Raw genomic sequence first — 24,821 nt, forward strand, 5'->3', positions numbered from 1 at the left:
GAATTCACCTGGTGGAGAGGTTTTTTCATCCCAATTACGCTGGGCTGATCGTGGCAACGATGTTCTTCGGGCTGTCGCTGACGCCCTCGCTGCTGCCACGTGACTGGTTCTTCCAGGGACTGGTCAGCGGGATCAACGCGACGATCGGCTACGGGCTCGGCTGCGCGCTGGCTTGGGCCTGGCGCAAGTGGATCGCGCCGCGGATCACCTGGCCCGAGCGGGTGCGCACGGCGTGGGCTCGGCGGCCGAGCTGGTTGCTGGTCGCGCTGAAAAGCGCGATCGTGCTGGCGTGCCTGATCTTCGCGGTGCTCATGAGCATCCGGTCCTCGAAGTGGCAACGGCAGATCACCGATCTGATGGGGATGGAGCCGGTGTCGGACGCGGGGTATCCGCGGACGGTGCTGGTCGGCGCGGTCGTTGTGGGTCTGCTGATCTGGATCTCGCGGCTGGTGGTGCGGCTGGTGCGCGTGGTGTCGCGCGCGCTGAACCAGTGGGTGCGGATTCCGGCCGCGTTCGCGCGGCCGCTCGGGGTGATCGTCGTGGTGGTGGCCGCGGCGATGTTGTTCAACGGCGTGTTGGCGAAAGGTTTTTTCGCCGTGGCTAATTCGGCGTTCAGCGCGCGCAACAGCCATACCTCACCGAATGCGGTGCAGCCGACGCTGCCCGAACGTTCCGGCAGCCCCGACTCTTTGGCCAAGTGGGACACCCTCGGTTCGGAGGGGCGGTGGTTCGTGGCGAACGCGCCGACCGCCCTCGCGATCGGTCAGGTCACCGGAAAACCCGCGCGCGAACCGATTCGGGTCTACGCGGGGCTGGAATCAGGGGACGGCGTCGAGGCGCAGACCGATGTGGCCATCGCCGAACTCGAGCGCACCAAGGCTTTCGAGCGCGAAGTGCTCGTGGTGATCAGTACCACCGGCACCGGCTGGGTCGATACGACCAGTGCCGAGGCGGTCGAGTTGATGTTCGGCGGCGACACCGCGCTGGTGGCGACGCAGTACTCGTATCTGCCCAGCGCGCTGTCGTTCCTGTCCGACCGGGACAAGTCGATGACCATGGGGCGCACGCTGTTCGACAAGGTGTACGACCGCTGGTCGGTGCTGCCCGAAGACGCAAGGCCCAAGCTGCTCGTCTACGGTGAGAGCCTCGGTTCGCAGGGATCGGAGGGCGCGTTCTCCGGCTTGGCGGATATCCGCAACCGCACCGACGGTGTGCTCTGGGTGGGCCCGCCCAATTCCAACCGGCTGTGGTCGGAATTCGTGACCAGACGCGACCCCGGCACCGAGGAGATCACCCCGATCTACGCCGACGGAATGTCGGTGCGGTTCGCGGCGAATGCCGATCAGCTGACCGAGCCGACGCCCGCGTGGAACGACCCGCGCATCGTCTACCTGCAGCACGCCTCCGACCCGGTGGTGTGGTGGTCGCCGGATCTGCTGTTCTCGAGCCCGGATTGGTTGCGGGAGAGGCGCGGACCCGATGTGGCACCGGCGATGTCGTGGTATCCGATCGTCACGTTCTGGCAGGTGGCGGCGGATCTGCCGCGCGCGCAGACGGTTTCGGACGGGCACGGTCACAACTACGGCAACCTGGTGCCTGACGCGTGGGCCGCGGTGGCCCAACCGCCGGACTACACACCGGAATTGGCTGCCCGGATTCGCGTGTTCCTCGAAGAATCCATGGCTACCGAGCATCAGCTGAAGTGACGAACCGCCGGGCGCCGAACCCCTCGATCGGCGCCCCGGCGGTTCGGCTCACGACACCGATTTGAACGGATTGTGTTCGGCGATCAGCTGTTCCAGCCGTGCCTCGTCGATCCGGCCGATCAGTGACTGAGTCTCCTGCTGGTCGCGCACGACCTTGGCGAGGGTGAAGCAGCTGGTCACCAGGAACAGGCCCGACATCGCCAGGAACGCGCGCTGCCAGCCGTCCAGCGGCAGATAGGCGATTCCGGCGCCGGTCCCGAACAGGCTGACAGCGAACGCGATCGCGGCCTGGGCCATGTAGGCCGAGGTGTTCTTCGGCTTGGTGTTTGTGCTCATGGCTCTCAGTGTGCTGATCCGGCGCTCGGCGATCGCGCGTACAACTACTCGAGTGCGGTACGTAGTTTGTGAGCGGCTCCGCAGGCACAAATCCGGTGATTGTCTCCTACCGGCGGCCATACTGGGGCGGTGACCGAGCGCGCTTCGACTTCCGCGATGCTGCGTGCGCGCGGCAGCGTTGTCGCGCGGCGCGTTGAGGACGCCGTCGATCTGAATTATGTCGGATTGGTGCTGGCGACGCTGTTTTTCGGGCTGTCGGTGACGCCGTCGCTGGTGCCGCGTGACTGGCTGTTCCAGGGGCTGATCAGCGGGATCAACGCCGCGATCGGGTACGGGCTCGGGTGTGTGCTCGAATGGGTGTTCCGGCGGTGGGTGCGGGCTCGGCTGCCGATTCCCAGCCCGTCGGATCGGCTGCGGTATGCGATCAAAGCGACCGTGCTGGTGGGGTGTGCGCTGGTCGCGGCGGTGATGCTGGTGCAGTCGGCGCGATGGCAGCGTGAGATCACCTCGCTGATGGGGATGGCGGGCACCACCACGCCCGCGTATCTGCGCACCGGGCTGCTCAGCGTGGCCGTCGGGGTGGCTGTGGTGGCCGCGTACCGGACGGTGCGGATCATGGTGCTCGGGCTGGCTCGTCAGCTCAATCGGTGGGTGCGGGTGCCGCGCGAAGTGGCGCCGGCCGCCGGGTTGCTCGTACTGGTCGTGCTCACGGTGACGATCTTCAACGGTGTCGCCTCGCAGGCGTTCTTCGCGGTGGCCAACTCGGCGTTCAGCGTGCGCAACGACCGGACCACGCCGTACGCGGTGCAACCCATCGCGCCGGAGCGATCGGGGAGTCCGGGGTCGCTCGCGCCGTGGCAGACATTGGGGTTCGAGGGGCGGTGGTTCGTTTCCAACGGTCCTAGTGCCGCCGCGATCACCGAGGTGACGGGAAAGACCGCGCGCGAACCTATTCGGGCGTATGTGGGGTTGGAGTCGGTGGCGCGGGACCAGACCGCAGCGCAGCTGGCTGTCGCCGAACTCGAGCGGACCGAAGCCTTCGAACGTGAGGCGATGGTGGTGGTCACGACCACCGGGACCGGCTGGGTCAACGGGATGGCGGCAGGGGCCGTGGAGTATCTCTACGGCGGTGATACGGCGATCGTGGCGACCCAGTTCTCGTATCTGCCCAGCGTGCTCTCGTTCCTGTCGGACCGGGAGAAGGCGGCCGCGGCCAGCCGGGAGCTGTTCGAGGCGGTGTACGAGCGGTGGTCGGCCCAGCCGGAAGGGCATCGGCCGAAGCTGTTCGTCTACGGGGAGAGTCTGGGGTCGCAGGGGTCGGAGGAGGCGTTCGACGGGCTGGCCGATCTTCGCGAGGAGGTCGACGGCGCGTTGTGGGTCGGGCCGCCCAATTCGAATCGGTTGTGGAGCCAGTTCGTCGATCGCCGCGATCCGGGGTCACCCGAGGTGGCGCCGGTGTACGCGGACGGGCTGGTCGTTCGATTCGCCGATGACGCAACGGATTTCGCCGGCTCGGAGCCGTGGCGCGCACCTCGCATCGCCTACCTGCAACATCCCTCCGACCCGATCGTGTGGTGGTCGGCCGATCTGATCTTCACGCAGCCGGATTGGTTGAGCGAGCCACGTGGTTCCGATGTGTCGACCCAGATGCGGTGGGCGCCATTCGTGACGTTCTGGCAGGTCACGGCCGATCTCACCAATGCGCAAGGGGTTGTGGACGGGCACGGGCATCGGTACGGGAGTTTGGTGCTGGACGGGTGGTTGGCCGTCGCCGCGCCTGACGGGGTGAACGGTGACGTTGTCGAAAGTATCCGTGTCGCATTGGAATCGGCGGAGACCTATGAGCGGGAGGTGAAGTGAGACGACTCGAAAGTGCTGCGGCGCTGGTCCTTCCGCTGCTGTGGAACAATCGGGTCCTTCCCGCCCTCCATCTCCCCCTGCGCGGGCGCACCGCGGCGAACATCGCGTTTGCGACGGGATACACGAAGCTCTTCCGAGGTAGCCCGAACTGGTTTTCGGCCAGCGGGTTCCGGTGGGGGCTGGGTAGCGTGGCGATAGTGCTCGCCGGCTACGCCGTTGCCCTGGCGGTCCCGTCGCTGCGTCGGCTCCCACTCGAAATCGCCGTCCGCGCACCGGAAACGTCGACCCTCGAATGGATTGCCCTGCATATCCCCGTCGGCACCGTCCTAGCCGAGGAAGCGATCTTCCGGGGCACCCTCGATCCGCTACTCGCCGAGAGCGTCGGCGCCCCGGTGATCAGCGCCGTCGACTTCGGTCTCTGGCACATCCAACCGGCAAGAGCCGCGGAAGATCCGGTACTCCCGACGGCCCTGGCAACCACCGTCGCAGGGCTCGTCTTCACCGAACTCCGCCGCAGGTCGGGCAGTGCCACCGCACCCGCGCTCCTGCATCTGGCGATCAATGCCGGGGGAGCGCTCGCGCCCACCGCTGCCCGATGGGTCGACGGGCTGAGGCGCTAGCTCAGGCCGTGGCGACGAAACCGGCGACGGCCTCGGTGAAGGCGTCGTTGTCGTCGCCCGCGGCGGTGTGCGCCGCCGTGCTGATCTCGGCCAGGCGGGCGTGCGGTGCGAGGGCAAGGAAGGCCGCGGCGCCCTCGTCGCTGACGACATCGGACTTGCCGCCGCGGATCAGCAGGACCGGGATGGTCAAGGCCTCGGCGGCGGCCTCCATCTCGACGATGCGGGCGTCCGGGTCGTCGTTGACGTCGCTGATCAGGTCGGGATCCCAGTGCCAGTACCAGCGGCCGTCACGCTCGCGCAGGTTGCGCAGCAGGCCGTCGGCATTGTCGGGGCGCGGCCGGTGCGGCAGGTAGGCGGCGACCGCGTCGGCGACCTGGTCGAGGGTGTCGAAGCCGTCGCGGTGCCTGCCGAGGAAGTCCATGACGCGCTCCACGCCCGCGGATTCCGAGCGGGGCACGATGTCGACCAGCACGAGCGCGCGGATCGCGCTGCCACCCGGCTTCGCCGTGGCGAGCAGCCCGGTGATCCCACCCATGCTGGCCCCGACCACCACCGCGCCCGCCTCCCGCGTCGCACCGAGCTGCTCGAGCACGGTGTGCAGGTCGGCGACCATCACATTCCTGGAGTAATCCGCCGTCGGCGACCAATCACTGTCACCGTGCCCACGCGCGTCGACGGCGACAACGCGCATCCCCGCCCCCGCGAGCGCCCGCCCCGTCCGCTTCCACGAATACCGATTCTGCCCACCACCGTGCAGCATCACGACCAACGGGCCGTCCTCCGCACCGAAGCAGTCAGCGACCAGGGTGAGCCCGTCGGCACCGCGCAATCGCAGCGTGGTCGGCTCCAGGGGACCGGTAACACTCATAGGACGAATGTACGACGCCCCCAACCCACCCCCGCCGCCGGGCGATAGATCGGTGGTCGGAGCAGGGGAAGTCTGTCAGAGGTCGGTAGCGTCTCGGGTATGGCTGGACGGAATGTGGTTGATCCCGCGGAGGTGCGGGCGGCTGTGTTGGGTGTGGGGGAGTGGTTGCGGGATTCGGCGTTGCCGGTGCCGGGGCGGCGGGAGTTGGGGGCGGCGGTGAAGGGGACGGTGCGGGCGTTGGCGGGGAGTGCGCCTGGGCATTCGGTGGAGGTTCGGGTGCCGCCGTTCGTGGCGGTGCAATGTATCGAGGGGCCTCGGCATACCAGGGGGAATCCGCCGAATGTGGTGGAGACCGATCCGCGGACGTGGTTGTTGCTGGCCACGGGGCTGTTGTCGTTCGAGGCGGCGGCCGAGTCCGGTGCGTTGACGGCCTCGGGGACAAGGGCGGGGGAGATCGCGGGGTGGCTGCCGATCGTGGCGTTGCCCGCGAAGTCCGACCCGGCCGCCGGGTAGCGGCAACCGGGTCGCCGGGCTCAGGCGGCCGCGGTGTGCTTGCGGTGCAGGCCCTTGTAGTCGTAGTAGCGGGTGATGATCGTGCCCGCGATGACGGCGATCGCGATGCCGAGCAGCGACATCCAGATGCCGCGGTCGAGACCGGCCGCGTAGCCCGCGTCGAAGTATAGGATCGAGCGCACGCCGAGGAACACCTGGTGCATCGGCTCGAATTCGGCGAGCCAGGCGAGGTAGGTCGGCGTCGCCTCGATCGGGACGGTACCGCCGGAGGACGGCAGCCCGAGGATGACGAACAGGGTCAGGTTCACCAGCAGACCCGCGGTGCCGAGAGCGGCCAGCGTCATCAGGGCGGTCCAGCCCACAGCGATCATCGCGAGCACCGAGAAGAGGAACAGCGCGAGCGGATTGTCGACCGGCATGCCCACCACCTTCGCCACCAGCAGGAACACCAGCGAAACAACCACCGCGACCAGCGCGGATACCCCCCACTTGATGAGCAGCGTGCGAAAGCGCGAGATCGGGGTGGGCGGATAGTGCACCGACCAGGGGCCGTACTCGGTGGGCAGGAAGCCGAGCTGGGAATCGATCATCGTGTGGATGACCATCGCCCCGACCATGCCCGCCAGTAGCAGCAGCAGCGAGTAGAAGAACGCGGTGAGGCCGATCCCGGTACCGCTCGGCAGCGGGCGGAAGTCCTGCGCGACCACATCGATCGGACTCTCGAGGGTGAGCATCGCCGCACCGGACACCTGCGGCGGCGGTGCGCCCGCCGGTGTCTCGGCCAGGGTGGCCTGTACCTGCTCGGTCAGCTGGATACCGACCTGCTTGTCGACCTCGGTCAGCGCCTGATTGCCGATGCGCTGCATGATCCCGACGCCGTAGGCGCCCATGCGCGGATTGGACTGCAGAGTGATGATCGGCCGTTCCATCTCGCCGGGCACGATGCTGCCCGTACCGAGAATGCCCAGGCGTTTGCTGAAATCGCCGGGGATGATGATCGCGCCGTACACCTGCCCGGTGCGCAGCAACTGTTCGGACTCCGATTTTCCGACGACGCGCAGGTCCACCTTGTCGGCGGGCACGCCGGCGACCAGCGCGTCGGTGACCTGCTTGCCGAAATCGACCTGCTTGCGTTGCTCGCCCGAGCCCATGACGTCGCCGACATCGGAATTGACCAGCGCGATCGGGAAGTTGTGCAGATTCTTCTCCGGGTCGGCGATATAGCCCAGGTACATCACCCCGAGCAGGGCGGTGAGCACGGTCAGTACCGCAGTGGGCGAGAGCACGATCCTGGCCCAGTGACGCCGATCCAGAATCGGTGTGGCGAACGTCGCTCCGCCGGCGGGTGTCTGTCCGGAATCAATCAGCTCCGCGTTGGTGTTCTCACTATCCGACCCGGTTTCACCGGCTGCAACGTGTGCACTGTCGTCCGTCGTCACGATCCGCACCGTAACAGCTCTTTGTGGCCGATCGGCGGGTTCGTGACCGGTGGATTGCTGCCGGGATGCGAGCGCGCGTACTACCTGTCGCAGATGACCCGTAGACTGACGAGTGCCCCCAGCCCGCCCGAACAGGGAGCAAACGGTGACCGACGTCGATCCCACGATCGTCCCCACGCCCAATACCCCCGACGAGATCGAACACGACCCTCGCGAGGAGTGTGGCGTCTTCGGCGTCTGGGCTCCCGACGAAGACGTGGCCAAGCTCACCTACTACGGCCTGTACGCCCTGCAGCATCGCGGGCAGGAGGCGGCCGGAATCGCCGTTTCCGATGGTTCACAGATCCTGGTCTTCAAGGATCTCGGCCTGGTCTCCCAGGTCTTCGACGAGCAGACTCTCGCGGCCATGCCGGGGCATATCGCCGTCGGACACTGTCGCTACTCCACCACCGGTGGCGTCACCTGGGAGAACGCGCAGCCGATCTTCCGCACCACCTCCGTCGGCTCCGGCCTGGCGCTCGGCCACAACGGCAACCTGGTGAACACCGCTGAATTGGCCGGTCGCGCACGCGAACTCGGCTTGATCGGCGCCGGTGTGATCGATGGCCGCCCGCAGATGACCGGCGCCACCTCCGACTCCGATATCGTCACCGCGCTGCTGGCGCACGCCTCGGCGGACTCCAGCATCGAAGCCGCCGCGATGGAACTGCTGCCGCAGCTGCGCGGCGCGTTCTGCCTCACCTTCATGGACGAGCACACCCTCTACGCCGCGCGTGACCCGCACGGCGTGCGCCCGCTGGTGCTGGGCAGGCTCGATCGTGGCTGGGTCGTCGCGTCCGAAACCGCCGCGCTCGACATCGTCGGCGCCGCGTTCGTCCGCGAGATCGAGCCGGGCGAGCTGCTGGCCATCGACTCCGAGGGCGTGCGCTCCATGCGCTTCGCCAATCCCGAGCCCAAGGGTTGCGTCTTCGAGTACGTGTACCTGGCGCGTCCCGACACCACGATCGCCGGTCGCTCGGTGCACTCCACCCGCGTGGAGATCGGCCGCAAGCTGGCCAAGGAGCATCCGGTCGACGCCGACCTGGTGATCCCGGTGCCCGAGTCGGGCACGCCCGCCGCGGTCGGTTACGCCCAGGGCTCCGGCATTCCGTACGGCCAGGGCCTGATGAAGAACGCCTACGTGGGCCGCACCTTCATTCAGCCGAGCCAGACGATCCGTCAGCTCGGCATCCGGCTCAAGCTCAACCCGTTGAAGGAAGTGATCCGCGGCAAGCGGCTGATCGTCGTCGACGACTCCATCGTGCGCGGCAACACCCAGCGCGCGCTGATCCGCATGCTGCGTGAGGCAGGCGCGCTCGAGATCCACGTGCGCATCGCGTCGCCGCCGGTGAAGTGGCCCTGCTTCTACGGCATCGACTTCGCCTCGCGCGCGGAGCTGATCGCCAACGGCACCGGTGCCGACGACAGCTACGCCGACATGGTCGAGAACGTGCGCCGCTCCATCGGCGCCGACACCCTCGGCTACGTCTCCACCGAGGGCATGATCGCCGCCACCGAACAGCCGCGCTCGCGCCTGTGCACCGCCTGCTTCACCGGCGACTACCCGATCGAACTGCCGCCGGAGGCCGCCATCGGCAAGAACGTGCTCGAGGGGATGCTCTCGGGCAAGGCCGAGTCGAAGCTGCTGGGCGAGAACGCGAACGTGGACGCGCTCAGTCGCCCATAAGGCGCGTCGGCCGTAGGACGCGGCACGCTACACCTCACCAGAGGGGTCGGACAGGATAAACCTGATCGGCCCCTTTTGTGTTGTGTACGAGAGTAATTCCGGTGACCCGCAATTTCGTAAGATTAGTTCATAACATGGCGGCAATTTTTCGGACCATTTGAAACTGGCCGGTAATGGTTCACCTGTACGGTCCCTCGATATATCGCTAGCTCACCATGTAGTCGTCGCTCCTGTGATCCGGGTGCGGCGGCTGCGCGGCGTTCGAGAATGGGACCTGATGTTGAACAAGGCACGAAGTACGCGCGCGAAACAAATTGCCGCAGTGGGTATTACCGCTGCTGTCGCCGCCGCGCTGGCCGGTTGCGGCTCTGGCCGTACCGATGAAGCGGGCTCCGGTGCGGGCCTGGTCGTCGGCACCACCGACAAGATCTTCTCGCTCGATCCCGCCGCGGCGTACGACAACGGTTCGCTGCTGGTGGAGAACCAGATCTATTCGTATCTGCTGAACTTCGCGCCGGGCGATACCACGCCCAAGCCCGATGCGGCGGAAAAGTGCGAATTCACCACTCCCACGGTATACACCTGCAAGATCAAGTCCGGGCTGAAATTCGCCAGCGGTAACCCGTTGACCGCCAAGAGCGTGAAGTTCTCCTTCGACCGGATGGTGAAGATCAACGATCCGCACGGTCCCGCGTCGCTGCTGGGCAATCTCGACAAGACCGATGTGATCGACGATCTCACCGTCGCGTTCACCCTGAAGGTCGCCAATGATCAGACCTTCCCGACGATCCTGCCGACCCAGGCAGGCCCGATCGTGGACGAGAAGGTCTTCCCGGCCGACAAGGTCGCCACCGACGACGAGGTCGTCGCCGCCAAGGGTTACTCCGGCCCGTACACGATCAGCAGCTACGACAAGAACAAGCTGGTGGAGTACCAGGCCAACCCCGACTACCAGGGCATCCTCGGCACGCCGAAGAACACCACGGTGTCGACCAAGTACTACGCCACCTCCGACAACCTGAAGCTGGACCTGCAGAACGGCGCCATCGACGTCGGCTACCGCTCGTTCACCCCCACCGATATCGACTCCCTGCGAGCCGATTCCAAGGTGAAGGTCACCGACGGCCCCGGCGGCGAGCTGCGCTACGTCGTGTTCAACATGAACACCATGCCGGGCAACACGCCGGAGCAGAAGCTGGCCGTACGCAAGGCATTCGCGTCGTCGGTCGATCGCGAGGCGCTGGCCGCCGGCGTCTACAAGGGCACCTACCAGCCCGCCTTCGGCTACGTGCCCGCCGGCATGGCCGGTTCGGCCGAGCCGCTCAAGGATCTCTACGGCGCCAAGCCGGACAAGGCCGCTGCCGCGAAGTTCCTCGCCGACGCGGGCGTCGCCACCCCGGTGACGCTGAACCTGCAGTACAACCCCGACCACTACGGCTCCAGCTCCTCGGAGGAGTACGCGGCGGTCAAGTCCCAGCTCGAGGCCTCCGGCCTGTTCAAGGTGAACCTGCAGTCCACCGAGTGGGTGACCTACCAGAAGGAGCGCGCCTCCGACGGTTACCCGATGTACCAGTTCGGCTGGTTCCCCGACTTCCCGGACGCCGACAACTACCTGACGCCGTTCTTCGGCCCGAACAACTTCCTGCAGTCGCACTTCGAGAACCCCGGCATCAACGCCCAGCTCACCGCCGAGGCCACCGAGTCCGACCCGACCAAGCGGACCGAGTTGCTGAAGAAGATCCAGACCGATCTGGCGCAGAACTACCTGCCGACCCTGCCGCTGCTCTCGGGTAAGCAGGTCGCGGTGTCGAAGCCGGGCGTCAACGGTGTCGATCAGACCCTCGACGGCTCCTTCAAGTTCCGGTTCACGGTCCTGAGTAAGTAGGCGACGGGCAAGTGAGTGACGTTGCCGCTGCGCCCGGATCACCGATTCGGGCGCGGCGTTTCGGGTGGATGCGCGGCGGGGGTTCCCGCCAGGTGGCTTTGCTGCGGTACCTGCTGATTCGGCTGTTGCTGATTCTGCCCACCGCGTGGTTGCTGGTGACAGTGGTGTTCTTCCTGATGCGGGTGATCGGTGACCCGATCAGCGCGGCCATGGGTGGCAGGCTGACCCAGGACCAGATCGAGGAACGCAAGGAAGCGGCTGGGCTCAATCGCCCTATCCTGACCCAATATTGGGAGTACATCACCGGCTTTCTGCACGGTGACTTCGGACGGACCCAGGACAACCAGCAGATCAGCGAGGTGGTGATCACCTACGGTGCCGCCACCTTCGAACTCGTGTTCTGGGGCCTGCTCGTCGCGTTCGCCGTCGGCGTTCCGCTGGGCAGATACGCGGCGACACACCGGGATACGCCCTCGGACGCGTTCCTGCGGTTCGCCGCGGTGCTGGCCTACGCGGCGCCGGTGTTCTTCGTCGGCATGCTGCTCAAACTGATCTTCTCGGTGTGGCTTGGCTGGTTCCCGGTCGGCGGGCGGGCAAGCACGGATGTAGAGCTCGCGCTACAACATGTTTCGCCGAAGACGAACATCCTGATCATCGATTCGATCCTCTACGGCGAACCGTCCTATGTGCTCGACGTACTCGAACACGCGGTGCTGCCCGCGGTGGCGCTCGGCCTGCTCACCGGCGGCATCTTCCTGCGGCTGGTGCGGGTGAACCTGATCCAGACGCTGCGCAGCGATTTCGTCGAGGCGGCGCGGGCGCGCGGGTTGTCCACGCGGGTGGTCACCGGCAGGCACGCGGTGCGCAACGCGCTGATCCCGATCATCACGGTGATGGGCATGTGCATCGCGATGATGCTCGGCGGCGCGGTGCTCACCGAGACCACGTTCGAATGGAAAGGGTTGGGCTATCAGCTCGCCGAGTATCTGCGGGCGCGCGACTTCATCGCGGTGCAGGGCATCGTGGCGTTCATCGCGCTGGTCGTCGCGGTGATGAGCTTCGTCGTGGACGCCATCGTCGCGCTGATCGACCCGAGGGTGAGGTTCTGATGAGCACCGCTGTGAAACGGCGGCGTCTGCCCGGCGCCGAGCTGTTGTCGAAAACCGCTGGTCTGCAACGGGTCACCCTCATCACCGGGCTGGTGCTGGTCGGGGTGTTCGTGTTCGTTGCGGCGTTCGCGCCGTTGCTCGCGCCCTACGGGCTGGCCCAGAACACCGCTGACGGTGTGGCTTTCGTGCCGCAGCAGGGTCCCTCGGCCGAGCACTGGTTCGGTACTTCGGTGCGGAGCGAGGACGTGCTCTCGCGGGTGCTGTTCGGTGCGCGCACCGCGCTGCTGGTGATCGCGATCTCGGTGACGCTGTCGCTGCTGATCGGCGTGCCGCTGGGCCTGCTGTCGGGGTATGTGGGGCGCTGGGTCGACAAGACGCTGGTGCTGATCATGGACGCCATCTACGCGTTCCCGTCGCTGCTGCTGGCCATCGTGGTGTCGATCGTCGTCGCCGGTGGTACGTCGAGCAGTCTCGGCGGCATGCTGTCGGCGGCCATCGCGATCACGGTTGTCTATGTGCCGCAGTACTTCCGGGTGGTGCGCAACGCGACGGTCGCGGTGAAGACCGAGCCGTACGTGGATGCCGCCAGGGTGACCGGCGCGTCGACGACGCGAATCATGTTCCGGCACATCCTGTCCAACGTCACCGGCTCGCTGCCGGTGATCGTCACGATCAACGCCGCGGACGCCATCCTCACCCTCGCCGCCCTCGGTTTCCTCGGATTCGGCATCGAGCCGACCCAGGCCGCCGAGTGGGGATACGACCTGAACAAAGCGCTCAACGATGTCTCCAACGGCATCTGGTGGACCTCGATCTTCCCCGGAACCGCGATCGTGCTGGTGGTGCTCGGGATGACGCTGGTCGGCGAGAGCCTCGACGAAACATTGAACCCGCTGCTGCGCACCAGGCGTGCGGTCACCTCGGCAGACAAGGAAACAGTCGATGAGTGAGAAGACTGCCGCACTGGCCGTTTCGGGCCTTTCGGTCACCTTTTCGACCGACAGCGGCCCCGTGAACGCGGTGCGCAATGTGTCCTACGAGGTGTTCCCCGGTGAGGTGCTCGCCATCGTCGGCGAGTCCGGGTCGGGCAAGTCGGTGAGTTCGCGCACCGCGATCGGGCTGCTGCCGCATTCGGCTTCGGTGCGCGGGCTGGTCACCATCGGCGATCGGCCGGTCACCTCGATGACCGAACGTCAGCTCACCGCACTGCGCGGTGGCGAGGTGTCGATGGTGTTCCAGGAACCGGCGCGGGCGCTCGACCCGCTGTTCACGGTCGGGTTCCAGATCTGTGAAGCGCTGCGCGCGCACAGCGGGATGAGCCGGAAAGCCGCCAAGGCCAAGGCGATCGAGCTGCTGCGCACGGTCGGGCTGCCCGACCCCGAGCACCGGGTGGACTACTACCCGCATCAGCTCTCCGGCGGGCAGAAGCAGCGGGTGATGATCGCGATCGCCATCTCGTGTGAGCCGAAGGTGATCATCGCCGACGAGCCGACCACCGCGCTCGATGTCACCGTGCAGGCCGAGATCCTGGAACTGCTGCGGGATCTGCGTGATCGGCTCGGCAGCGCGATCGTGCTGATCACCCACAACATGGGTGTCGTCGCCGACCTGGCCGACCGGGTGGTGGTGATGCGCGCGGGCGAGGTGGTCGAACAGGCGCCGGTGCACGAGCTGTTCGCGAGTCCGAAGGCCGACTACACCAAGGCGCTGCTCGATGCCGTTCCGCATCTGGGTGCGGCGACCATCGAGCGGCCCGCGATCGACCGGACCGTCGAGCCGGTGCTCGATGTGAAGGATCTGGTCGTCACGTTCCCCGGGCCGTTCGGGCGGCCCGCTTTCCGTGCCGTCGACGGCGTCAGCTTGCAGATCAGGCCGGGGGAGACCCTGGGGCTGGTCGGCGAGTCGGGGTCGGGAAAGTCGACCATCGGGCGCTGTGTGGCCGCGCTACAGCGGCCGAGCGAGGGGCACGTGCTGATTCGCGGGCAGGACATCGCGGAGCTGTCCCAGCGCAAACTGCGGCCGATCCGGCGGCGGTTCGGGTTCGTGTTCCAGGACCCGGCGGGTTCGCTCAATCCGCGCCTGACCGTCGGCGAATGCGTCGCCGAACCGCTCGTGGTGCACGGCATCGGCGACAAGGCGAGCATTCGCGAGCGGGTCAGGCACATGCTCGACGACGTGCAGCTGCCCGCGGGCACCGAGAACCGATATCCGCACGAACTGTCCGGTGGGCAGCGTCAGCGGGCGAGTCTGGCGCGGGCACTCGTGCTCGACCCGGATCTGCTCGTGGCCGACGAGCCGACCAGTGCGCTGGATGTGTCGGTGCAGGCGGCGGTGCTCGAGCTGTTCGCCGAGTTGCAGCGTGGTTGCGGTTGGGCGTGTCTGTTCATCAGCCACGACCTCGCCGTCGTCGACCAGCTGGCGGACCGGATCATGGTCCTGCGCGAGGGATCCTGCGTCGAGGAAGGCGACAACGAACAGATCCTGCGCAACCCGCAACACGAGTACACCCGCCGCCTCGTCGCCGCCGTTCCGGTCCCCGACCCGGTCCAACAGCGGCGCCGCCGCGCCGAGATCGCCGCCACATTCGCCACGGAGCTGGAACAATGACCTAGGAGCCGCACGACACCCGGACTGGCGGATCACTTAGAGTTACTAGGCATCTATCCGCCGATTCGGTTTGGAGCTTTCCCCCACAATGACTGAACAGACACCCAGCGGTGCAGGCGCTTCCTACGCTGCGGCAGGCGTGAGCATCGAAGCCGGTGACCGCGCCGTCGAATTGTTCGGACCATTGGCCAGGAAGGCCAGCCGACCCGAGGTGCAGGGCGGTATCGGCGGCTTCGCCGGGCTGTTCGCGCTCAAGGGCGGATACCGGGAACCGCTGCTCGCCGCCTCCACCGACGGCGTGGGCACCAAGATCGCCGTCGCCCAGGCGCTGGACAAGCACGACACCGTCGGGCTGGATCTGGTCGCCATGGTCGTCGACGACCTGGTGGTGTGTGGCGCAGAGCCGCTGTTCCTGCAGGACTACATCGCCATCGGCAAGGTCATCCCGGAGAAGGTCGCCGAGCTGGTCTCCGGCATCGCCGAGGGTTGCATCAAGGCCGGTTGCGCACTGCTCGGTGGCGAGACCGCCGAGCACCCGGGCCTGATGGATCCCGATGACTACGACCTGTCCGCCACCGGCGTCGGTGTCGTCGAGGCCGACGCGGTCCTCGGCCCCGACCGGGTGCGCCCTGGCGACGTCGTCATCGCGATGGGGTCGTCGGGTCTGCACTCCAACGGCTACAGCCTGGCGCGCAAGGTGCTGCTCGACATCGACCGGATGTCGCTCACCGGCTACGTCGAGGAGTTCGGCCGCACCCTCGGTGAGGAACTGCTCGAGCCGACCCGCATCTACGCCAAGGACTGCCTCGCGCTGATCGCCGAAACCGACGTGCGCACGTTCTCGCACGTCACCGGTGGTGGCCTGGCCGCCAACCTGGCGCGCGTGCTGCCCGCGGGCCTGGTGGCCGAGCTGGATCGTGGCACTTGGAACCCGGCACCGGTGTTCAAGATGATCGCCCAGCGTGGACGCGTGGAGCGCATCGAGATGGAGAAGACGTTCAACATGGGCGTCGGCATGGTCGCGATCGTGGCGCCCGAGGACGCCGATCGTGCGCTGGCGGTGCTCACCGCCCGCCACATCGACTGCTGGACGCTGGGTCAGGTCAAGAAGGCCGCCGATGTCGAAGCGCCGCGTGCGGTGCTGCTGGGCGACCACCCCAGGTTCTGAGCAACGACAACCACCACTGAGCCGGGTCGCGATCGCCGCGACCCGGCTCAGCTGCGTTGCGGGGGTTTGTTCCGGCCACCGATCGGTTAACCCCTACCCGGAGAGTCTGCGCGGCGGCTCGGGGTGGTCGGGGCCTCGGGGCGAGCGAACACGACGAGCGTCCTGTGCATGCACAGGACGCTCGTCGCGTATTCAGGTATTCGCCGTAACTGCTACTGCGAGCCTGTCGTCACTCACCTGAGAACGGCTGGAAGGGGGAGGCCAGCAGGCCTCCCCCTTCGTCGCTGTCAGGTCAGCGGCGCCAGCTGTCGTAGCCGTCGTCCTCGTCGTTCCAACGAGACGGCGACTCGTCCGCATCATGCTCATCGGACAGCACTGCACCACTCCTTGGTTGGGAGTAGGGCGGAGCATCGCTATCCGACAGCTCGCGCTGAAGGCTCGCGAAGTCGGTCGGCGCGGAGCTGTACTTGAGCTCACGTGCGACTTTGGTCTGCTTTGCCTTAGCCCGGCCACGGCCCATGGCTGACCCCCTCGCGTCACTGCGGGGCGGCCTGGGGTTTGTTGGCGGCCCCGTTCGAATTAATACTCTTCCTGACAGACACTTTAGCGTGTGTCAGACCGTCGCGCTCCCAGGAGTGGGTGAAGACCTGTCGAAGCGCCCCGGTTTGCCCCTTCTTCGCCCAGACTGCCCGGTCTCAGATGACTCCCGGGATCGCCCGGATCACGCCGACTCTGGCGTCGCCGCCGAACACCGCGGTGGCCGCGAGCTGAGTGTGCTGATCGGTCCACTCGACGCCGAGTTCGCGCAGAATCGCCAGCGTCAGCGGCATCCGGGCCCGATCGTGACCGTCTTCGATCTTGTACGCGAAGGCCCTTCCGTCGGGTAGCGCACCCGCGTGGACGCCGTCGGCGCCGATCTTGCAGAACAGTCCAGGGGTCGCCGACATGGCCAGCAGATCCGGCCCGCTCGTGCCGGAAATCACTCGTGGATTCGCCCGAACGGCATCGGCGATCCGGCGCGGCGCGGTGCCGGATTCGGCCGTGGTGAAGCCGGCGAAGGCGCGCGCGAGGTTGATCAGCGAGACGGGCACGATCGGCAGGCCGCAGCCGTCGATGCCCAGATCGGTCTCCGGTTCGCCGGTGACGTCGGCGACGGTGGCCAGGACCGCTTGCTGGAGTGGGTGCTCGATCTCGAGATATCCGGTGCGCGGCCAGTCGTTGATCGCGCAGGTCGCCAGCATCGCGGCGTGTTTGCCGGAGCAGTTCATGTACAGCGGGCTCGGGCCTTCGCCGGTGATCGCGGCGGCGCGGGCCTTTTCCTCGAACGGCAGGTCGGGTGGGCACGCGAGGTCCGCGGCGGTGCAGCCGAAGCGGTCGAGCAGGCGACGGACGAGTGCGATGTGGTCGGGTTCACCGAAGTGGGAGGCGGTGGCGATAGCGAGTTCGTCGTCGTCGACGGGGTCGAAACCGTTGCGTAGCAGGGCCAGTGCCTGCATCGGCTTGTTGGTGGAGCGCGGGAAGATCGGGCCGTGGATCTCGCCGAGTTCGAGGGTGGGGGTGCCGAAGGCGTCGAGGATCACGACGGATCCGCGGTGCACGCACTCACGGAAACCGGAGCGGACGACTTCGACCAATTCGACACTCATTCGCTGACCTCCGTGCTGACCTGCGGACCGTTCATCCCCGGACCTCCACGGTGATGCCGGTGCGGGAGCGGGTGTGGCGGTCGATCTGCATGTGCACATCGGCGGAGATGGTCGGTTCCTCCGCGCGCAGGCGTTCGAGGCGGGCGGGGTCGGCGCCGGTGAACAGATCGCGCACGGTGATGCCGTGTTCGGGGACGTGGACCACGCGGACTTCGTCGCCCGCGCCGATCGTGCCCTCGGTGAGCACCCGGAAGTAGGCGCCGGTGTCGGATCGCAGGGCGAAGCGTTTCACCCAGCGCGGTTCGCCGGACCACTGCTGGAAGGTCGCGCAGGGCACGCGGGGCGCGCTCACCTCGAGGAGGGTGTCGCCGATCGCCCAGTGCGCGCCGAGTACCGCGTCGCTGACCGGGAGGCCGGTCAGGCGCAGGTTCTCGCCGAACCAGCCCGCGGGTAGTTCGCGGTCGAGTTCGCCTGCCCAGCGGTGGGCGTCCTCCTCGGCGTAGGCGTAGACGGCCTGGTCGAGGCCGCCGTGGTTGGCGGTGTCGCAGACGTGGTCACCGGCAAGGCCGAGTGCGGCCACGGCTACGCGGCCATCGACCGGACGCTTGTCGATGGCGGTGCGGCCGACGCGCGTGCGGACCTCGATCTCGGCGTGCACGACGCACACGGCCTCGACGCGGCCGGTATCGCCCACGCGCATGGCCGGACGGTTCATCGCCCGCGCAACCGGTTGACGGCGGCGCGCCCCGCCTGCTCGGTGTCGTCGGCGGGGATCGAGTCGGGGTCGATGGCGGCGGCCATGCTGCCGACCACGAGTTCGGTGCCCGCGGGGACCGAACGCTTGACCAGGGCCAGGGCGATCGGGCCGAGTTCGTAGTGGTCGATGACGGTGCCGAGGCGGCCGACGGTGCGGCCACCCGCGGTCACGTCGTCACCGGTCGACGGGCGCTCGTCGGCCGAGCCGTCGAGGTGCAGGAGCACGAGATTGCGCGGGGGCTTGCCGAGGTTGTGGACCCGGGCGACGGTTTCCTGCCCGCGGTAGCACCCCTTGTTCAGGTGGACGGCCCCGTGCTCCTCGATGCCGCCGATCCAGCGGGTCTCGTGCGGGATCGTGCGATCGTCGGTGTCGACGCCGATGCGGGGCCTCAGCGCGGCCACTCGCAGCGCCTCGTAGGCCCACATGCCCGCCGGGGCGGCCCCGGCCTCGGTGAGCCTGGTCCACCAGGCCGACAGCTCGGTCCGGGGGACGATCAGGTCGAAGGAGTCCGGCATCCGCCGCAGGAATCCACCACCGGGCAGCGCCGCGACGACGTAGGTCTCCGGCAGCTGTGCGATGCCCAGCGCGTCGAGCAGGGTGTCCACTCGGGGGCCCAGCAGGCTCAGCACGGCGTGATCGGGGGCGGCCTCGGGTTTGGCGTCGGCCCAGAACACCATCTTCTTCAGGAACGCCAGCAGCTCGGCGCCGCGGTCGGCCTCGGTATCGAGCCACAGGGTGCCGTCGAGGTCGGTGAGGACGAAGTGATTGAGGATGCGGCCGTTGAGATCGAGGTCGAGCGTCTCGGCGCTGTGCGCGTCGGGCAGCGCGGCGATGTGCTGGCTGGTGATGGTGTGCAGCCAGCTCAGGCGTTCGGCGCCGGTGATCGTCGCGAGGCTGCGATGGGAGCGATCCACGACCGCGACCCGCTCCGCGGCAGCCTTCTGTTCTCCGAACGGGTCACCGTAATGCCAGGCGACCGCGGCGTCCGGAGTGTCGGGAGCACCCGCGACGGCACCCGGCGTATGGAGAACAGGACTGGGGACGACGACCTGTGACACGACACCCACTGTAGGCGCGTCTGCCGACACGCGCTGAACCTGGGCATCCTCACGGCGCGCGTCGCGAGCTCGATTCGATCCAGCCGTAGGCATAACAGAGCGATAACGCCTACGCTCGGCACATGGGAGATCGGGTTCTTGTGACACTCGACGGGACGGTCGCTGACGCGAACGTGCCGTCGCTTTATGCCGACGACATCGGCGCACTTCGCGGCGATGGAGTATTCGAAACTATTTTGGTGCGCGGCGGCACGGCCACCGCGCTGGAATTTCACCTGGCGCGGCTGCGTCGTTCGGCGCAAGCGCTGGAACTACCGGAGCCGGGTCTGTCGAGATGGCGCACCGCGGTGGAACTGGCCGTGAAGGAATGGGGATCCGAAGAGGAAGGAATGTTGCGGCTGATCTACACCCGCGGTCGCGACTCGGAATTCGACGCGCCGCGCTCGGAACTGGCGCCGGAGGATCCGCAGCCCACCGCGTATGTGCTCGTCTCCCCGGTGCCCGCTCGGGTCGCGACGGCGCGCGCGGAGGGCGTGAAGGTGATGTCGCTGGCGCGCGGCATCTCGGTCGACCTGGCGCAGGCGGCGCCGTGGCAGCTGCTCGGCGCGAAGACGCTGTCGTACGCGACCAATATGGCCGCGCTGCGGTTCGCGCGGCGCATGGGCGCCGAGGACGTGATCTTCCACAGCACCGAACACAAGGTCCTGGAGGGACCGCGCTCGTCGGTGGTGATCGCACGCGGCAAGGAACTCATCACGGTGCCCGCGAAGAGCGGTGTGCTGCCCGGTGTCACGCAGCGGGCCCTGTTCAACGTGGCGGAGAAGTCCGGCTGGACGTGCAAGTACCAGACGCTGTTCACCGCAGACCTTTTCGACTGTGACAGCATCTGGCTGCTGTCGAGCATCACCCTCGCCGCCCGAGTGAACCAGCTCGACGGTGTGCGCATGTCGGCCCCCGACAATGCTCAGGAGATCATCGACATGGTCGACCTCGGCATCGAACGGCCGGGGACCATCGGAGACTGGTGATCCGTGTGTGGGGCACGGGTGGGCGTGCCCCTGCGGAAAGGGTTTCCGCGCGCCGTGGCGGTTGTCACGCTCGAGTGAGGTGAATCCCGGCGTACGATCTACTACAAGTTGTCGTAGTAGATCGGTGGAGGTCGGATGGACACCCTTGATGTCTCCCGGTGGCAGTTCGGGATCACGACCGTCTACCACTTTCTGTTCGTTCCACTGACCATCGGTCTCGCTCCGCTGATCGCGATGATGCAGACCGCCTGGGTGGTCACGGGCAATGAACGCTGGTACCGGCTGACCAAATTCTTCGGCAAGCTGTTCCTGATCAACTTCGCCCTCGGGGTCGCGACGGGCATCGTGCAGGAATTCCAGTTCGGGATGAACTGGAGCGAATACTCCCGCTTCATCGGCGACGTCTTCGGTGCGCCACTGGCTTTGGAAGCGCTGATCGCCTTCTTCATGGAGTCGACGTTCATCGGATTGTGGATCTTCGGGTGGACCCGGCTGCCGAAGCTGGTGCACTTGGCGACGATCTGGATCGTCGCCATCGGCGTGAACGCTTCGGCCTTCTTCATCGTCGCGGCCAATTCCTTCATGCAGCATCCGGTGGGCGCGCGGTACAACCCGGAGACCGGACGCGCTGAGCTGGAAAGCATTTGGGCGCTGCTGACCAACAACACGGCATTGGCCGCGTTTCCGCATGTGGTGGCCGGCGCGTTTCTCACCGCGGGCACCTTCGTGGCAGGCATCGCGGGATGGTGGATGGTGCGCAACGCGCGCAGTGGCGATCCCGCGAAACTCGAAGCGGCGCGGACAATGTGGCGACCGGTGGGACGCGCGTCGCTGGTGGTGGTCGCGCTCTCCGGTGTCGCGCTGATCTTCACCGGTGATATCCAAGGCAAGCTGATGTTCGAACAGCAGCCGATGAAGATGGCATCGGCGGAATCGTTGTGCCACACGGCGACTGATCCCGACTTCTCCGTTCTCACCGTCGGCACGCACAACAATTGCGACAGTGTGGTCCACGTACTCGAGGTGCCCTATGTGCTGCCGTATCTCGCCAAGGGTGAGTTCACCGGGGTGACGCTCGACGGTGTGGTCGATCTGCAGAAGACCTACAACGTCGCGTACGGACCCGGTGACTATCGGCCCAACCTGTTCGTCACCTACTGGTCCTTCCGCGCCATGATCGGGCTGGCAGGCGGGTCGGTGCTGCTGCTGTTGGCCGGGTTCTGGGTGACGCGCGGTGGCCGGGTGCCGAATCAGCGATGGTTCGCCTGGCTGAGCCTGCTCGCGATCCCCACGCCGTTCCTGGCCAATGCCGCGGGATGGGTGTTCACCGAAATGGGGCGTCAGCCGTGGGCGGTGGTGCCGAATCCGACCGGTGATCCGAACATTCGGATGACGGTGCAGCAGGCGGTCTCCGAACACGATGTGGGGACCGTGCTGTTCTCACTGGTGGTGTTCACGCTGCTCTACGGCGCGCTCGCGATGGTGTGGTTCTACCTGATGCGGCGATACGTCGTCGAGGGGCCGGACACGCAGGTGCACGCGGCGAGTTCGGCCGACTCGGACACTCCCCAACTTTCCTTCGCGTACTAGGAGCCGACGATGGGTCTGCAACAGTTCTGGTTCATCTTGATCGGCGTGCTGTTCACCGGCTACTTCGTGCTCGAAGGATTCGATTTCGGTGTGGGCATGTTGATGCCGATTCTCGGTAAGGGTGCCGACGCGCGCAGGCGTGTGGTGCTCAATACGATCGGGCCGGTCTGGGACGGCAACGAGGTGTGGCTGATCACCGCCGCCGGAGCGTTGTTCGCGGCGTTTCCCGAGTGGTACGCCAGCGTGTTCTCGGGTTTCTATCTGGCGCTGCTGCTCCTGCTGGTCGCGTTGATTCTGCGCGTGTGCGCGATCGAATACCGGGGCAAGATCAATGATCCGAAATGGCGGGCCTGGTGCGATATCGGGATCGGGATCGGATCGTGGATTCCGGCGATGGCCTGGGGCTGGGTATTCGCGAATATGGTGCGTGGCGTGCCGTTGGACGCGGACAAGCAGATCGTCGGGTCGGTGGGGGATCTGCTCAGCCCGTACGCGCTGCTCGGCGGATTGGCTACGGCTGTGCTGTTCGCGCTGCACGGTGCGGTGTTCCTGGTGCTCAAGACCGCGGGCGAGGTTCGTACGGATGCTTTGCGGATCGCCAGGTTGCTGCTGATTCCCACCGCGGTGGTGGTCGGCGGATTCGGTTTGTGGACGCAGCTCGCCTATGGCGCCGGGTGGACCTGGATCGTTCTGGTGACTGCCGTGCTCGGGCTTGTTCTCGCCGCGGTAGCCAATAGTGCTGGACGTGATGGATGGGCCTTTGTCGGGACGACGCTTACTGTTGTCTCGGCGACGGTGTTGATCATCGGGTCGATGTATCCGAATGTGCTGCCCTCGACCATCAGTCCGCTCTACGACCTCACCATCTACAACGCGTCGTCGACGCCGTATACGTTGAAGGTGATGAGCTGGGCGGCGCTGATCGCTACGCCGGTGGTGCTGATTTATCAGGGGTGGACCTATTGGGTGTTCCGGCAGCGGATTCGGGTCGAACAGATTCCGCCGCCGGTGGGTTTGCCGTTGAGCGGTAAAGGCTGACCGATGGAGTCGGCCTCGTCCCGGGAAGGTTCTGCTCGCGAAAGGTCGGACGCGGTGGTGTCGGAAAGCTTGTCGCAGGACGGACCGGGGCAGGCTCGACGCCGATCAGGGCGGCGACCGGTCGATCCGCGGTTACTGCGGTACGCGCGGTCGGCGCGGCCGCACCTCGTCATCGCTGTCGCGCTGGCGTTGGTGATCACCGCGACGATCGTGGTGATCGCCATCGTGCTGGGACGGGTGCTCGCCGGGGTCATCACTGATCCGAATACGCGTGAGTTCAGTTCGTGGACTACGGAATTGGTGGTGCTCGCCACGGCTGTCGCGGTGCGGGGCCTCGCGAGTTGGTGGCAGGCGCGGCTGGCTCATCGGGCTGGAAGCGCGGTGGTCGCCGAGCTCGAGACGGCGGTGCTGCGGGCCGGTGCCGAACTGCCGCCGCGGGAACTCGACGCGCGGCGGACCGAGATCGCGGTCGTTGTCGGCAACGGCCTGAGCGGGTTGCGTGGCTGGTTCACGGGCTATCTCCCCGCGCTGCTGCTGGCGTGCCTGGTGCCGCCGGTGGTGTTGGTGGTCATGGCGTTGCACGATCCGACCTCCGCGCTGATCGCGGTGATCACGGTGCCGCTGATCCCGGTGTTCATGGTGCTCATCGGGCTGCTCACCCAGGGGCGAGCCGAGGCGACGCTCGCCGCGACCACCCGGTTGTCCGACCAGATCCTCGACCTCTTCGCGGGCATGCCCACCTTGCGCGCGCTCGGGCGGGAAGGCGGGGACGCGCCGAGTATGGCGAATCAGGTGCAGGCGCTCGGTGATTCGCTGCGGCAGCGGACCATGCGCGCGCTGCGGATGGCGTTCCTGTCGTCGATGGTGCTGGAAAGCCTTGCCACGCTGAGTGTCGCGTTGATCGCGGTGGCGATCGGGCTGCGGCTGGTGTTCGGGGAGATGGCGTTGTACGGCGGGCTGGTGGCGCTGATCCTCGCTCCGGAGGTGTACTGGCCGCTGCGTCAGGTGGGGGAGAAGTTCCATGCCGCGCAGGACGGGATGGCCGCGGCGGACAGGGCATTCGCGGTGCTCAAGCCGAACGTTGACGCACAGCAGCGAGTTGACGCGGTAGGTCGTGCCGTGACGGCATCGGGTGGACCCACGATCACCTTGCGCGGTGTGACTGTCGCCGCGCGCACCGGCACCGCGCCCGATCAGCTGACGGCCGAGCTCGCGCCGGGGCTGGTGACGGTATTGACCGGCCCCAACGGGTGTGGGAAATCGACCACACTGCAAGCGATTCTGGGGTTAATCCAACCCGACGCGGGGGCGGTTCTGGTGGACGGCACCGACGTTCGTGCACTCGACCCTGACAGCTGGTGGAGCCACATCGCATGGCTGCCGCAGCGGCCGGTGCTGGTGCCCGGGACGCTGCGCGAGAACGTCGAGTTGCTCGGCGCGCGGACCGTACCGGATCGGACCGATGACGAGCTTCGGGCAGTCAGCGCCGCAACAGGATTCGATTCCGTCCTGGCGGAACTGCCGGAAGGCTGGAACACGGTTGTCGGCCAGAACGGCACCGGCCTCTCGCTCGGCCAGCGTCAGCGCCTCGCCCTGACCCGCGTCCTGGCCGCCAACCGCCCGATCCTGCTCCTCGACGAACCCACCGCCCACCTCGATCCAGAGAGCGAGCAACGCGTGCTCGACACCTTGCGCACGCTCGCCGCCGGCGGTGCGACGGTCGTCGTCATCGCCCACCGTCCAACGGTTCTGGCGGCCGCCGATGTTGTCGTCCAAGTGGGCGCTGGTGCGGTTGCGGCCACCGAACGAATCGGTCAGGAGGTTCGAGTCTCGTGAGTGCTGATCGGGAAGTGCGGTTGGACCGCTC

General features: G+C 66.9%; 21 protein-coding genes. 14 read left to right on the top strand and 7 right to left on the bottom strand.

All coding sequences use genetic code 11. From position 1 onward, the window contains the following. Positions 1-59: 59 nt before the first annotated feature. Positions 60-1,706, top strand: coding sequence for an alpha/beta hydrolase (locus ACFWPX_RS26520; protein WP_378930019.1), 1,647 nt, complete (start codon positions 60-62; stop codon positions 1,704-1,706). Positions 1,707-1,754: 48 nt separating this feature from the next. Here the strand turns inward: ACFWPX_RS26520 and ACFWPX_RS26525 are convergent, their stop codons facing one another. Then, complete coding sequence (locus ACFWPX_RS26525; protein ID WP_056818759.1) at positions 1,755-2,042, bottom strand: YiaA/YiaB family inner membrane protein; 288 nt, start codon at positions 2,040-2,042, stop codon at positions 1,755-1,757. A 156-nt stretch (positions 2,043-2,198) separates the two neighbouring features. Between ACFWPX_RS26525 and ACFWPX_RS26530 the strand changes: the two genes are divergently transcribed. Beyond that, positions 2,199-3,902: an alpha/beta hydrolase gene (locus ACFWPX_RS26530; protein WP_378930021.1), complete on the top strand. Its 1,704-nt coding sequence runs from the start codon at positions 2,199-2,201 to the stop codon at positions 3,900-3,902. Beyond that, entirely contained in the window at positions 3,899-4,522 is a 624-nt protein-coding gene (locus tag ACFWPX_RS26535) for a CPBP family intramembrane glutamic endopeptidase (protein WP_378929967.1), read from the top strand. Before ACFWPX_RS26530 ends, ACFWPX_RS26535 begins: the two co-directional genes overlap by 4 nt. 1 nt (position 4,523) lies before the next feature. On the opposite strand, the gene ACFWPX_RS26540 is transcribed toward ACFWPX_RS26535, so the two are convergent. Then, positions 4,524-5,390: an alpha/beta fold hydrolase gene (locus ACFWPX_RS26540; RefSeq protein WP_378929969.1), complete on the bottom strand. Its 867-nt coding sequence runs from the start codon at positions 5,388-5,390 to the stop codon at positions 4,524-4,526. Positions 5,391-5,489: 99 nt separating this feature from the next. Here ACFWPX_RS26540 and ACFWPX_RS26545 point away from each other — a divergent pair, with 99 nt between their 5' ends. Continuing rightward, positions 5,490-5,903: a sterol carrier family protein gene (locus ACFWPX_RS26545; RefSeq protein ID WP_378929971.1), complete on the top strand. Its 414-nt coding sequence runs from the start codon at positions 5,490-5,492 to the stop codon at positions 5,901-5,903. Between the two features lie 20 nt (positions 5,904-5,923). On the opposite strand, the gene ACFWPX_RS26550 is transcribed toward ACFWPX_RS26545, so the two are convergent. Then, positions 5,924-7,342: a YhgE/Pip domain-containing protein gene (locus tag ACFWPX_RS26550; RefSeq protein WP_378929973.1), complete on the bottom strand. Its 1,419-nt coding sequence runs from the start codon at positions 7,340-7,342 to the stop codon at positions 5,924-5,926. Positions 7,343-7,487: 145 nt separating this feature from the next. Between ACFWPX_RS26550 and purF the strand changes: the two genes are divergently transcribed. The 6 genes from purF to purM all read left to right on the top strand — a co-directional run bounded on the left by purF (position 7,488) and on the right by purM (position 15,837). Beyond that, on the top strand, positions 7,488-9,068 hold the full coding sequence (purF, locus tag ACFWPX_RS26555) for an amidophosphoribosyltransferase (RefSeq protein ID WP_378929975.1): 1,581 nt from the start codon (positions 7,488-7,490) through the stop codon (positions 9,066-9,068). Positions 9,069-9,345: 277 nt separating this feature from the next. Beyond that, positions 9,346-10,953, top strand: coding sequence for an ABC transporter substrate-binding protein (locus tag ACFWPX_RS26560; protein ID WP_378913906.1), 1,608 nt, complete (start codon positions 9,346-9,348; stop codon positions 10,951-10,953). Positions 10,954-11,021: 68 nt separating this feature from the next. Further along, complete coding sequence (locus ACFWPX_RS26565) at positions 11,022-12,062, top strand: ABC transporter permease (RefSeq protein ID WP_378914053.1); 1,041 nt, start codon at positions 11,022-11,024, stop codon at positions 12,060-12,062. Continuing rightward, the gene (locus tag ACFWPX_RS26570; protein WP_378913908.1) at positions 12,062-13,012 is read left to right on the top strand and encodes an ABC transporter permease; all 951 of its coding nucleotides are present in this window, start codon (positions 12,062-12,064) and stop codon (positions 13,010-13,012) included. Before ACFWPX_RS26565 ends, ACFWPX_RS26570 begins: the two co-directional genes overlap by 1 nt. Next, on the top strand, positions 13,005-14,669 hold the full coding sequence (locus ACFWPX_RS26575; RefSeq protein WP_378929977.1) for an ABC transporter ATP-binding protein: 1,665 nt from the start codon (positions 13,005-13,007) through the stop codon (positions 14,667-14,669). The genes ACFWPX_RS26570 and ACFWPX_RS26575 overlap by 8 nt, the downstream gene beginning before the upstream one ends. 88 nt (positions 14,670-14,757) lie before the next feature. Then, positions 14,758-15,837 carry a phosphoribosylformylglycinamidine cyclo-ligase gene (gene purM / locus ACFWPX_RS26580; RefSeq protein WP_101464588.1) on the top strand — a complete coding sequence of 360 codons (1,080 nt, stop codon included), beginning with the start codon at positions 14,758-14,760 and terminating at the stop codon, positions 15,835-15,837. 292 nt (positions 15,838-16,129) lie between these two features. On the opposite strand, the gene ACFWPX_RS26585 is transcribed toward purM, so the two are convergent. The 4 genes from ACFWPX_RS26585 to ACFWPX_RS26600 all read right to left on the bottom strand — a co-directional run bounded on the left by ACFWPX_RS26585 (position 16,130) and on the right by ACFWPX_RS26600 (position 19,298). Then, positions 16,130-16,357 carry a DUF3073 domain-containing protein gene (locus ACFWPX_RS26585; protein WP_266297215.1) on the bottom strand — a complete coding sequence of 76 codons (228 nt, stop codon included), beginning with the start codon at positions 16,355-16,357 and terminating at the stop codon, positions 16,130-16,132. Between the two features lie 175 nt (positions 16,358-16,532). Further along, a complete protein-coding gene (locus tag ACFWPX_RS26590) occupies positions 16,533-17,483 on the bottom strand; it encodes an asparaginase (protein ID WP_378913913.1) in 951 nt (316 codons plus the stop codon). A 31-nt stretch (positions 17,484-17,514) separates the two neighbouring features. Further along, a complete protein-coding gene (locus ACFWPX_RS26595; RefSeq protein ID WP_378929979.1) occupies positions 17,515-18,183 on the bottom strand; it encodes an MOSC domain-containing protein in 669 nt (222 codons plus the stop codon). An 11-nt stretch (positions 18,184-18,194) separates the two neighbouring features. Next, a complete protein-coding gene (locus ACFWPX_RS26600) occupies positions 18,195-19,298 on the bottom strand; it encodes a YgfZ/GcvT domain-containing protein (RefSeq protein WP_378929981.1) in 1,104 nt (367 codons plus the stop codon). A gap of 122 nt (positions 19,299-19,420) precedes the next feature. On the opposite strand from ACFWPX_RS26600, the gene ACFWPX_RS26605 reads away from it, so the two are divergent. The 4 genes from ACFWPX_RS26605 to cydD all read left to right on the top strand — a co-directional run bounded on the left by ACFWPX_RS26605 (position 19,421) and on the right by cydD (position 24,790). Beyond that, positions 19,421-20,326: an aminodeoxychorismate lyase gene (locus ACFWPX_RS26605; protein ID WP_378913916.1), complete on the top strand. Its 906-nt coding sequence runs from the start codon at positions 19,421-19,423 to the stop codon at positions 20,324-20,326. Between the two features lie 135 nt (positions 20,327-20,461). Next, complete coding sequence (locus ACFWPX_RS26610; protein WP_378929983.1) at positions 20,462-21,916, top strand: cytochrome ubiquinol oxidase subunit I; 1,455 nt, start codon at positions 20,462-20,464, stop codon at positions 21,914-21,916. Positions 21,917-21,925: 9 nt separating this feature from the next. Beyond that, positions 21,926-22,954 (top strand): cytochrome d ubiquinol oxidase subunit II, encoded by a 1,029-nt coding sequence (gene cydB / locus ACFWPX_RS26615; protein WP_378929985.1) that lies wholly within the window; start codon positions 21,926-21,928, stop codon positions 22,952-22,954. Between the two features lie 3 nt (positions 22,955-22,957). Then, entirely contained in the window at positions 22,958-24,790 is a 1,833-nt protein-coding gene (gene cydD, locus ACFWPX_RS26620; RefSeq protein WP_378929987.1) for a thiol reductant ABC exporter subunit CydD, read from the top strand. Positions 24,791-24,821 lie beyond the last annotated feature (31 nt).

The organism is Nocardia sp. NPDC058518 (assembly GCF_042719655.1).
GTDB lineage: Bacteria > Actinomycetota > Actinomycetes > Mycobacteriales > Mycobacteriaceae > Nocardia.

What these genes read in the sequence shown, in the direction of transcription:
- ACFWPX_RS26585 (WP_266297215.1), bottom strand. Translation starts at nt 16,357, where the DNA reads ATGGGCCGTGGCCGGGCTAAGGCAAAGCAGACCAAAGTCGCACGTGAG.
- cydB (WP_378929985.1), top strand. Translation starts at nt 21,926, where the DNA reads ATGGGTCTGCAACAGTTCTGGTTCATCTTGATCGGCGTGCTGTTCACC.
- cydD (WP_378929987.1), top strand. Translation starts at nt 22,958, where the DNA reads ATGGAGTCGGCCTCGTCCCGGGAAGGTTCTGCTCGCGAAAGGTCGGAC.
- ACFWPX_RS26605 (WP_378913916.1), top strand. Translation starts at nt 19,421, where the DNA reads ATGGGAGATCGGGTTCTTGTGACACTCGACGGGACGGTCGCTGACGCG.
- ACFWPX_RS26610 (WP_378929983.1), top strand. Translation starts at nt 20,462, where the DNA reads ATGGACACCCTTGATGTCTCCCGGTGGCAGTTCGGGATCACGACCGTC.
- ACFWPX_RS26595 (WP_378929979.1), bottom strand. Translation starts at nt 18,183, where the DNA reads ATGCGCGTGGGCGATACCGGCCGCGTCGAGGCCGTGTGCGTCGTGCAC.
- ACFWPX_RS26540 (WP_378929969.1), bottom strand. Translation starts at nt 5,390, where the DNA reads ATGAGTGTTACCGGTCCCCTGGAGCCGACCACGCTGCGATTGCGCGGT.
- ACFWPX_RS26525 (WP_056818759.1), bottom strand. Translation starts at nt 2,042, where the DNA reads ATGAGCACAAACACCAAGCCGAAGAACACCTCGGCCTACATGGCCCAG.
- ACFWPX_RS26545 (WP_378929971.1), top strand. Translation starts at nt 5,490, where the DNA reads ATGGCTGGACGGAATGTGGTTGATCCCGCGGAGGTGCGGGCGGCTGTG.
- ACFWPX_RS26575 (WP_378929977.1), top strand. Translation starts at nt 13,005, where the DNA reads ATGAGTGAGAAGACTGCCGCACTGGCCGTTTCGGGCCTTTCGGTCACC.
- ACFWPX_RS26530 (WP_378930021.1), top strand. Translation starts at nt 2,199, where the DNA reads ATGCTGCGTGCGCGCGGCAGCGTTGTCGCGCGGCGCGTTGAGGACGCC.
- ACFWPX_RS26565 (WP_378914053.1), top strand. Translation starts at nt 11,022, where the DNA reads ATGCGCGGCGGGGGTTCCCGCCAGGTGGCTTTGCTGCGGTACCTGCTG.
- ACFWPX_RS26560 (WP_378913906.1), top strand. Translation starts at nt 9,346, where the DNA reads ATGTTGAACAAGGCACGAAGTACGCGCGCGAAACAAATTGCCGCAGTG.
- purM (WP_101464588.1), top strand. Translation starts at nt 14,758, where the DNA reads ATGACTGAACAGACACCCAGCGGTGCAGGCGCTTCCTACGCTGCGGCA.
- ACFWPX_RS26570 (WP_378913908.1), top strand. Translation starts at nt 12,062, where the DNA reads ATGAGCACCGCTGTGAAACGGCGGCGTCTGCCCGGCGCCGAGCTGTTG.
- ACFWPX_RS26520 (WP_378930019.1), top strand. Translation starts at nt 60, where the DNA reads ATGTTCTTCGGGCTGTCGCTGACGCCCTCGCTGCTGCCACGTGACTGG.
- ACFWPX_RS26590 (WP_378913913.1), bottom strand. Translation starts at nt 17,483, where the DNA reads ATGAGTGTCGAATTGGTCGAAGTCGTCCGCTCCGGTTTCCGTGAGTGC.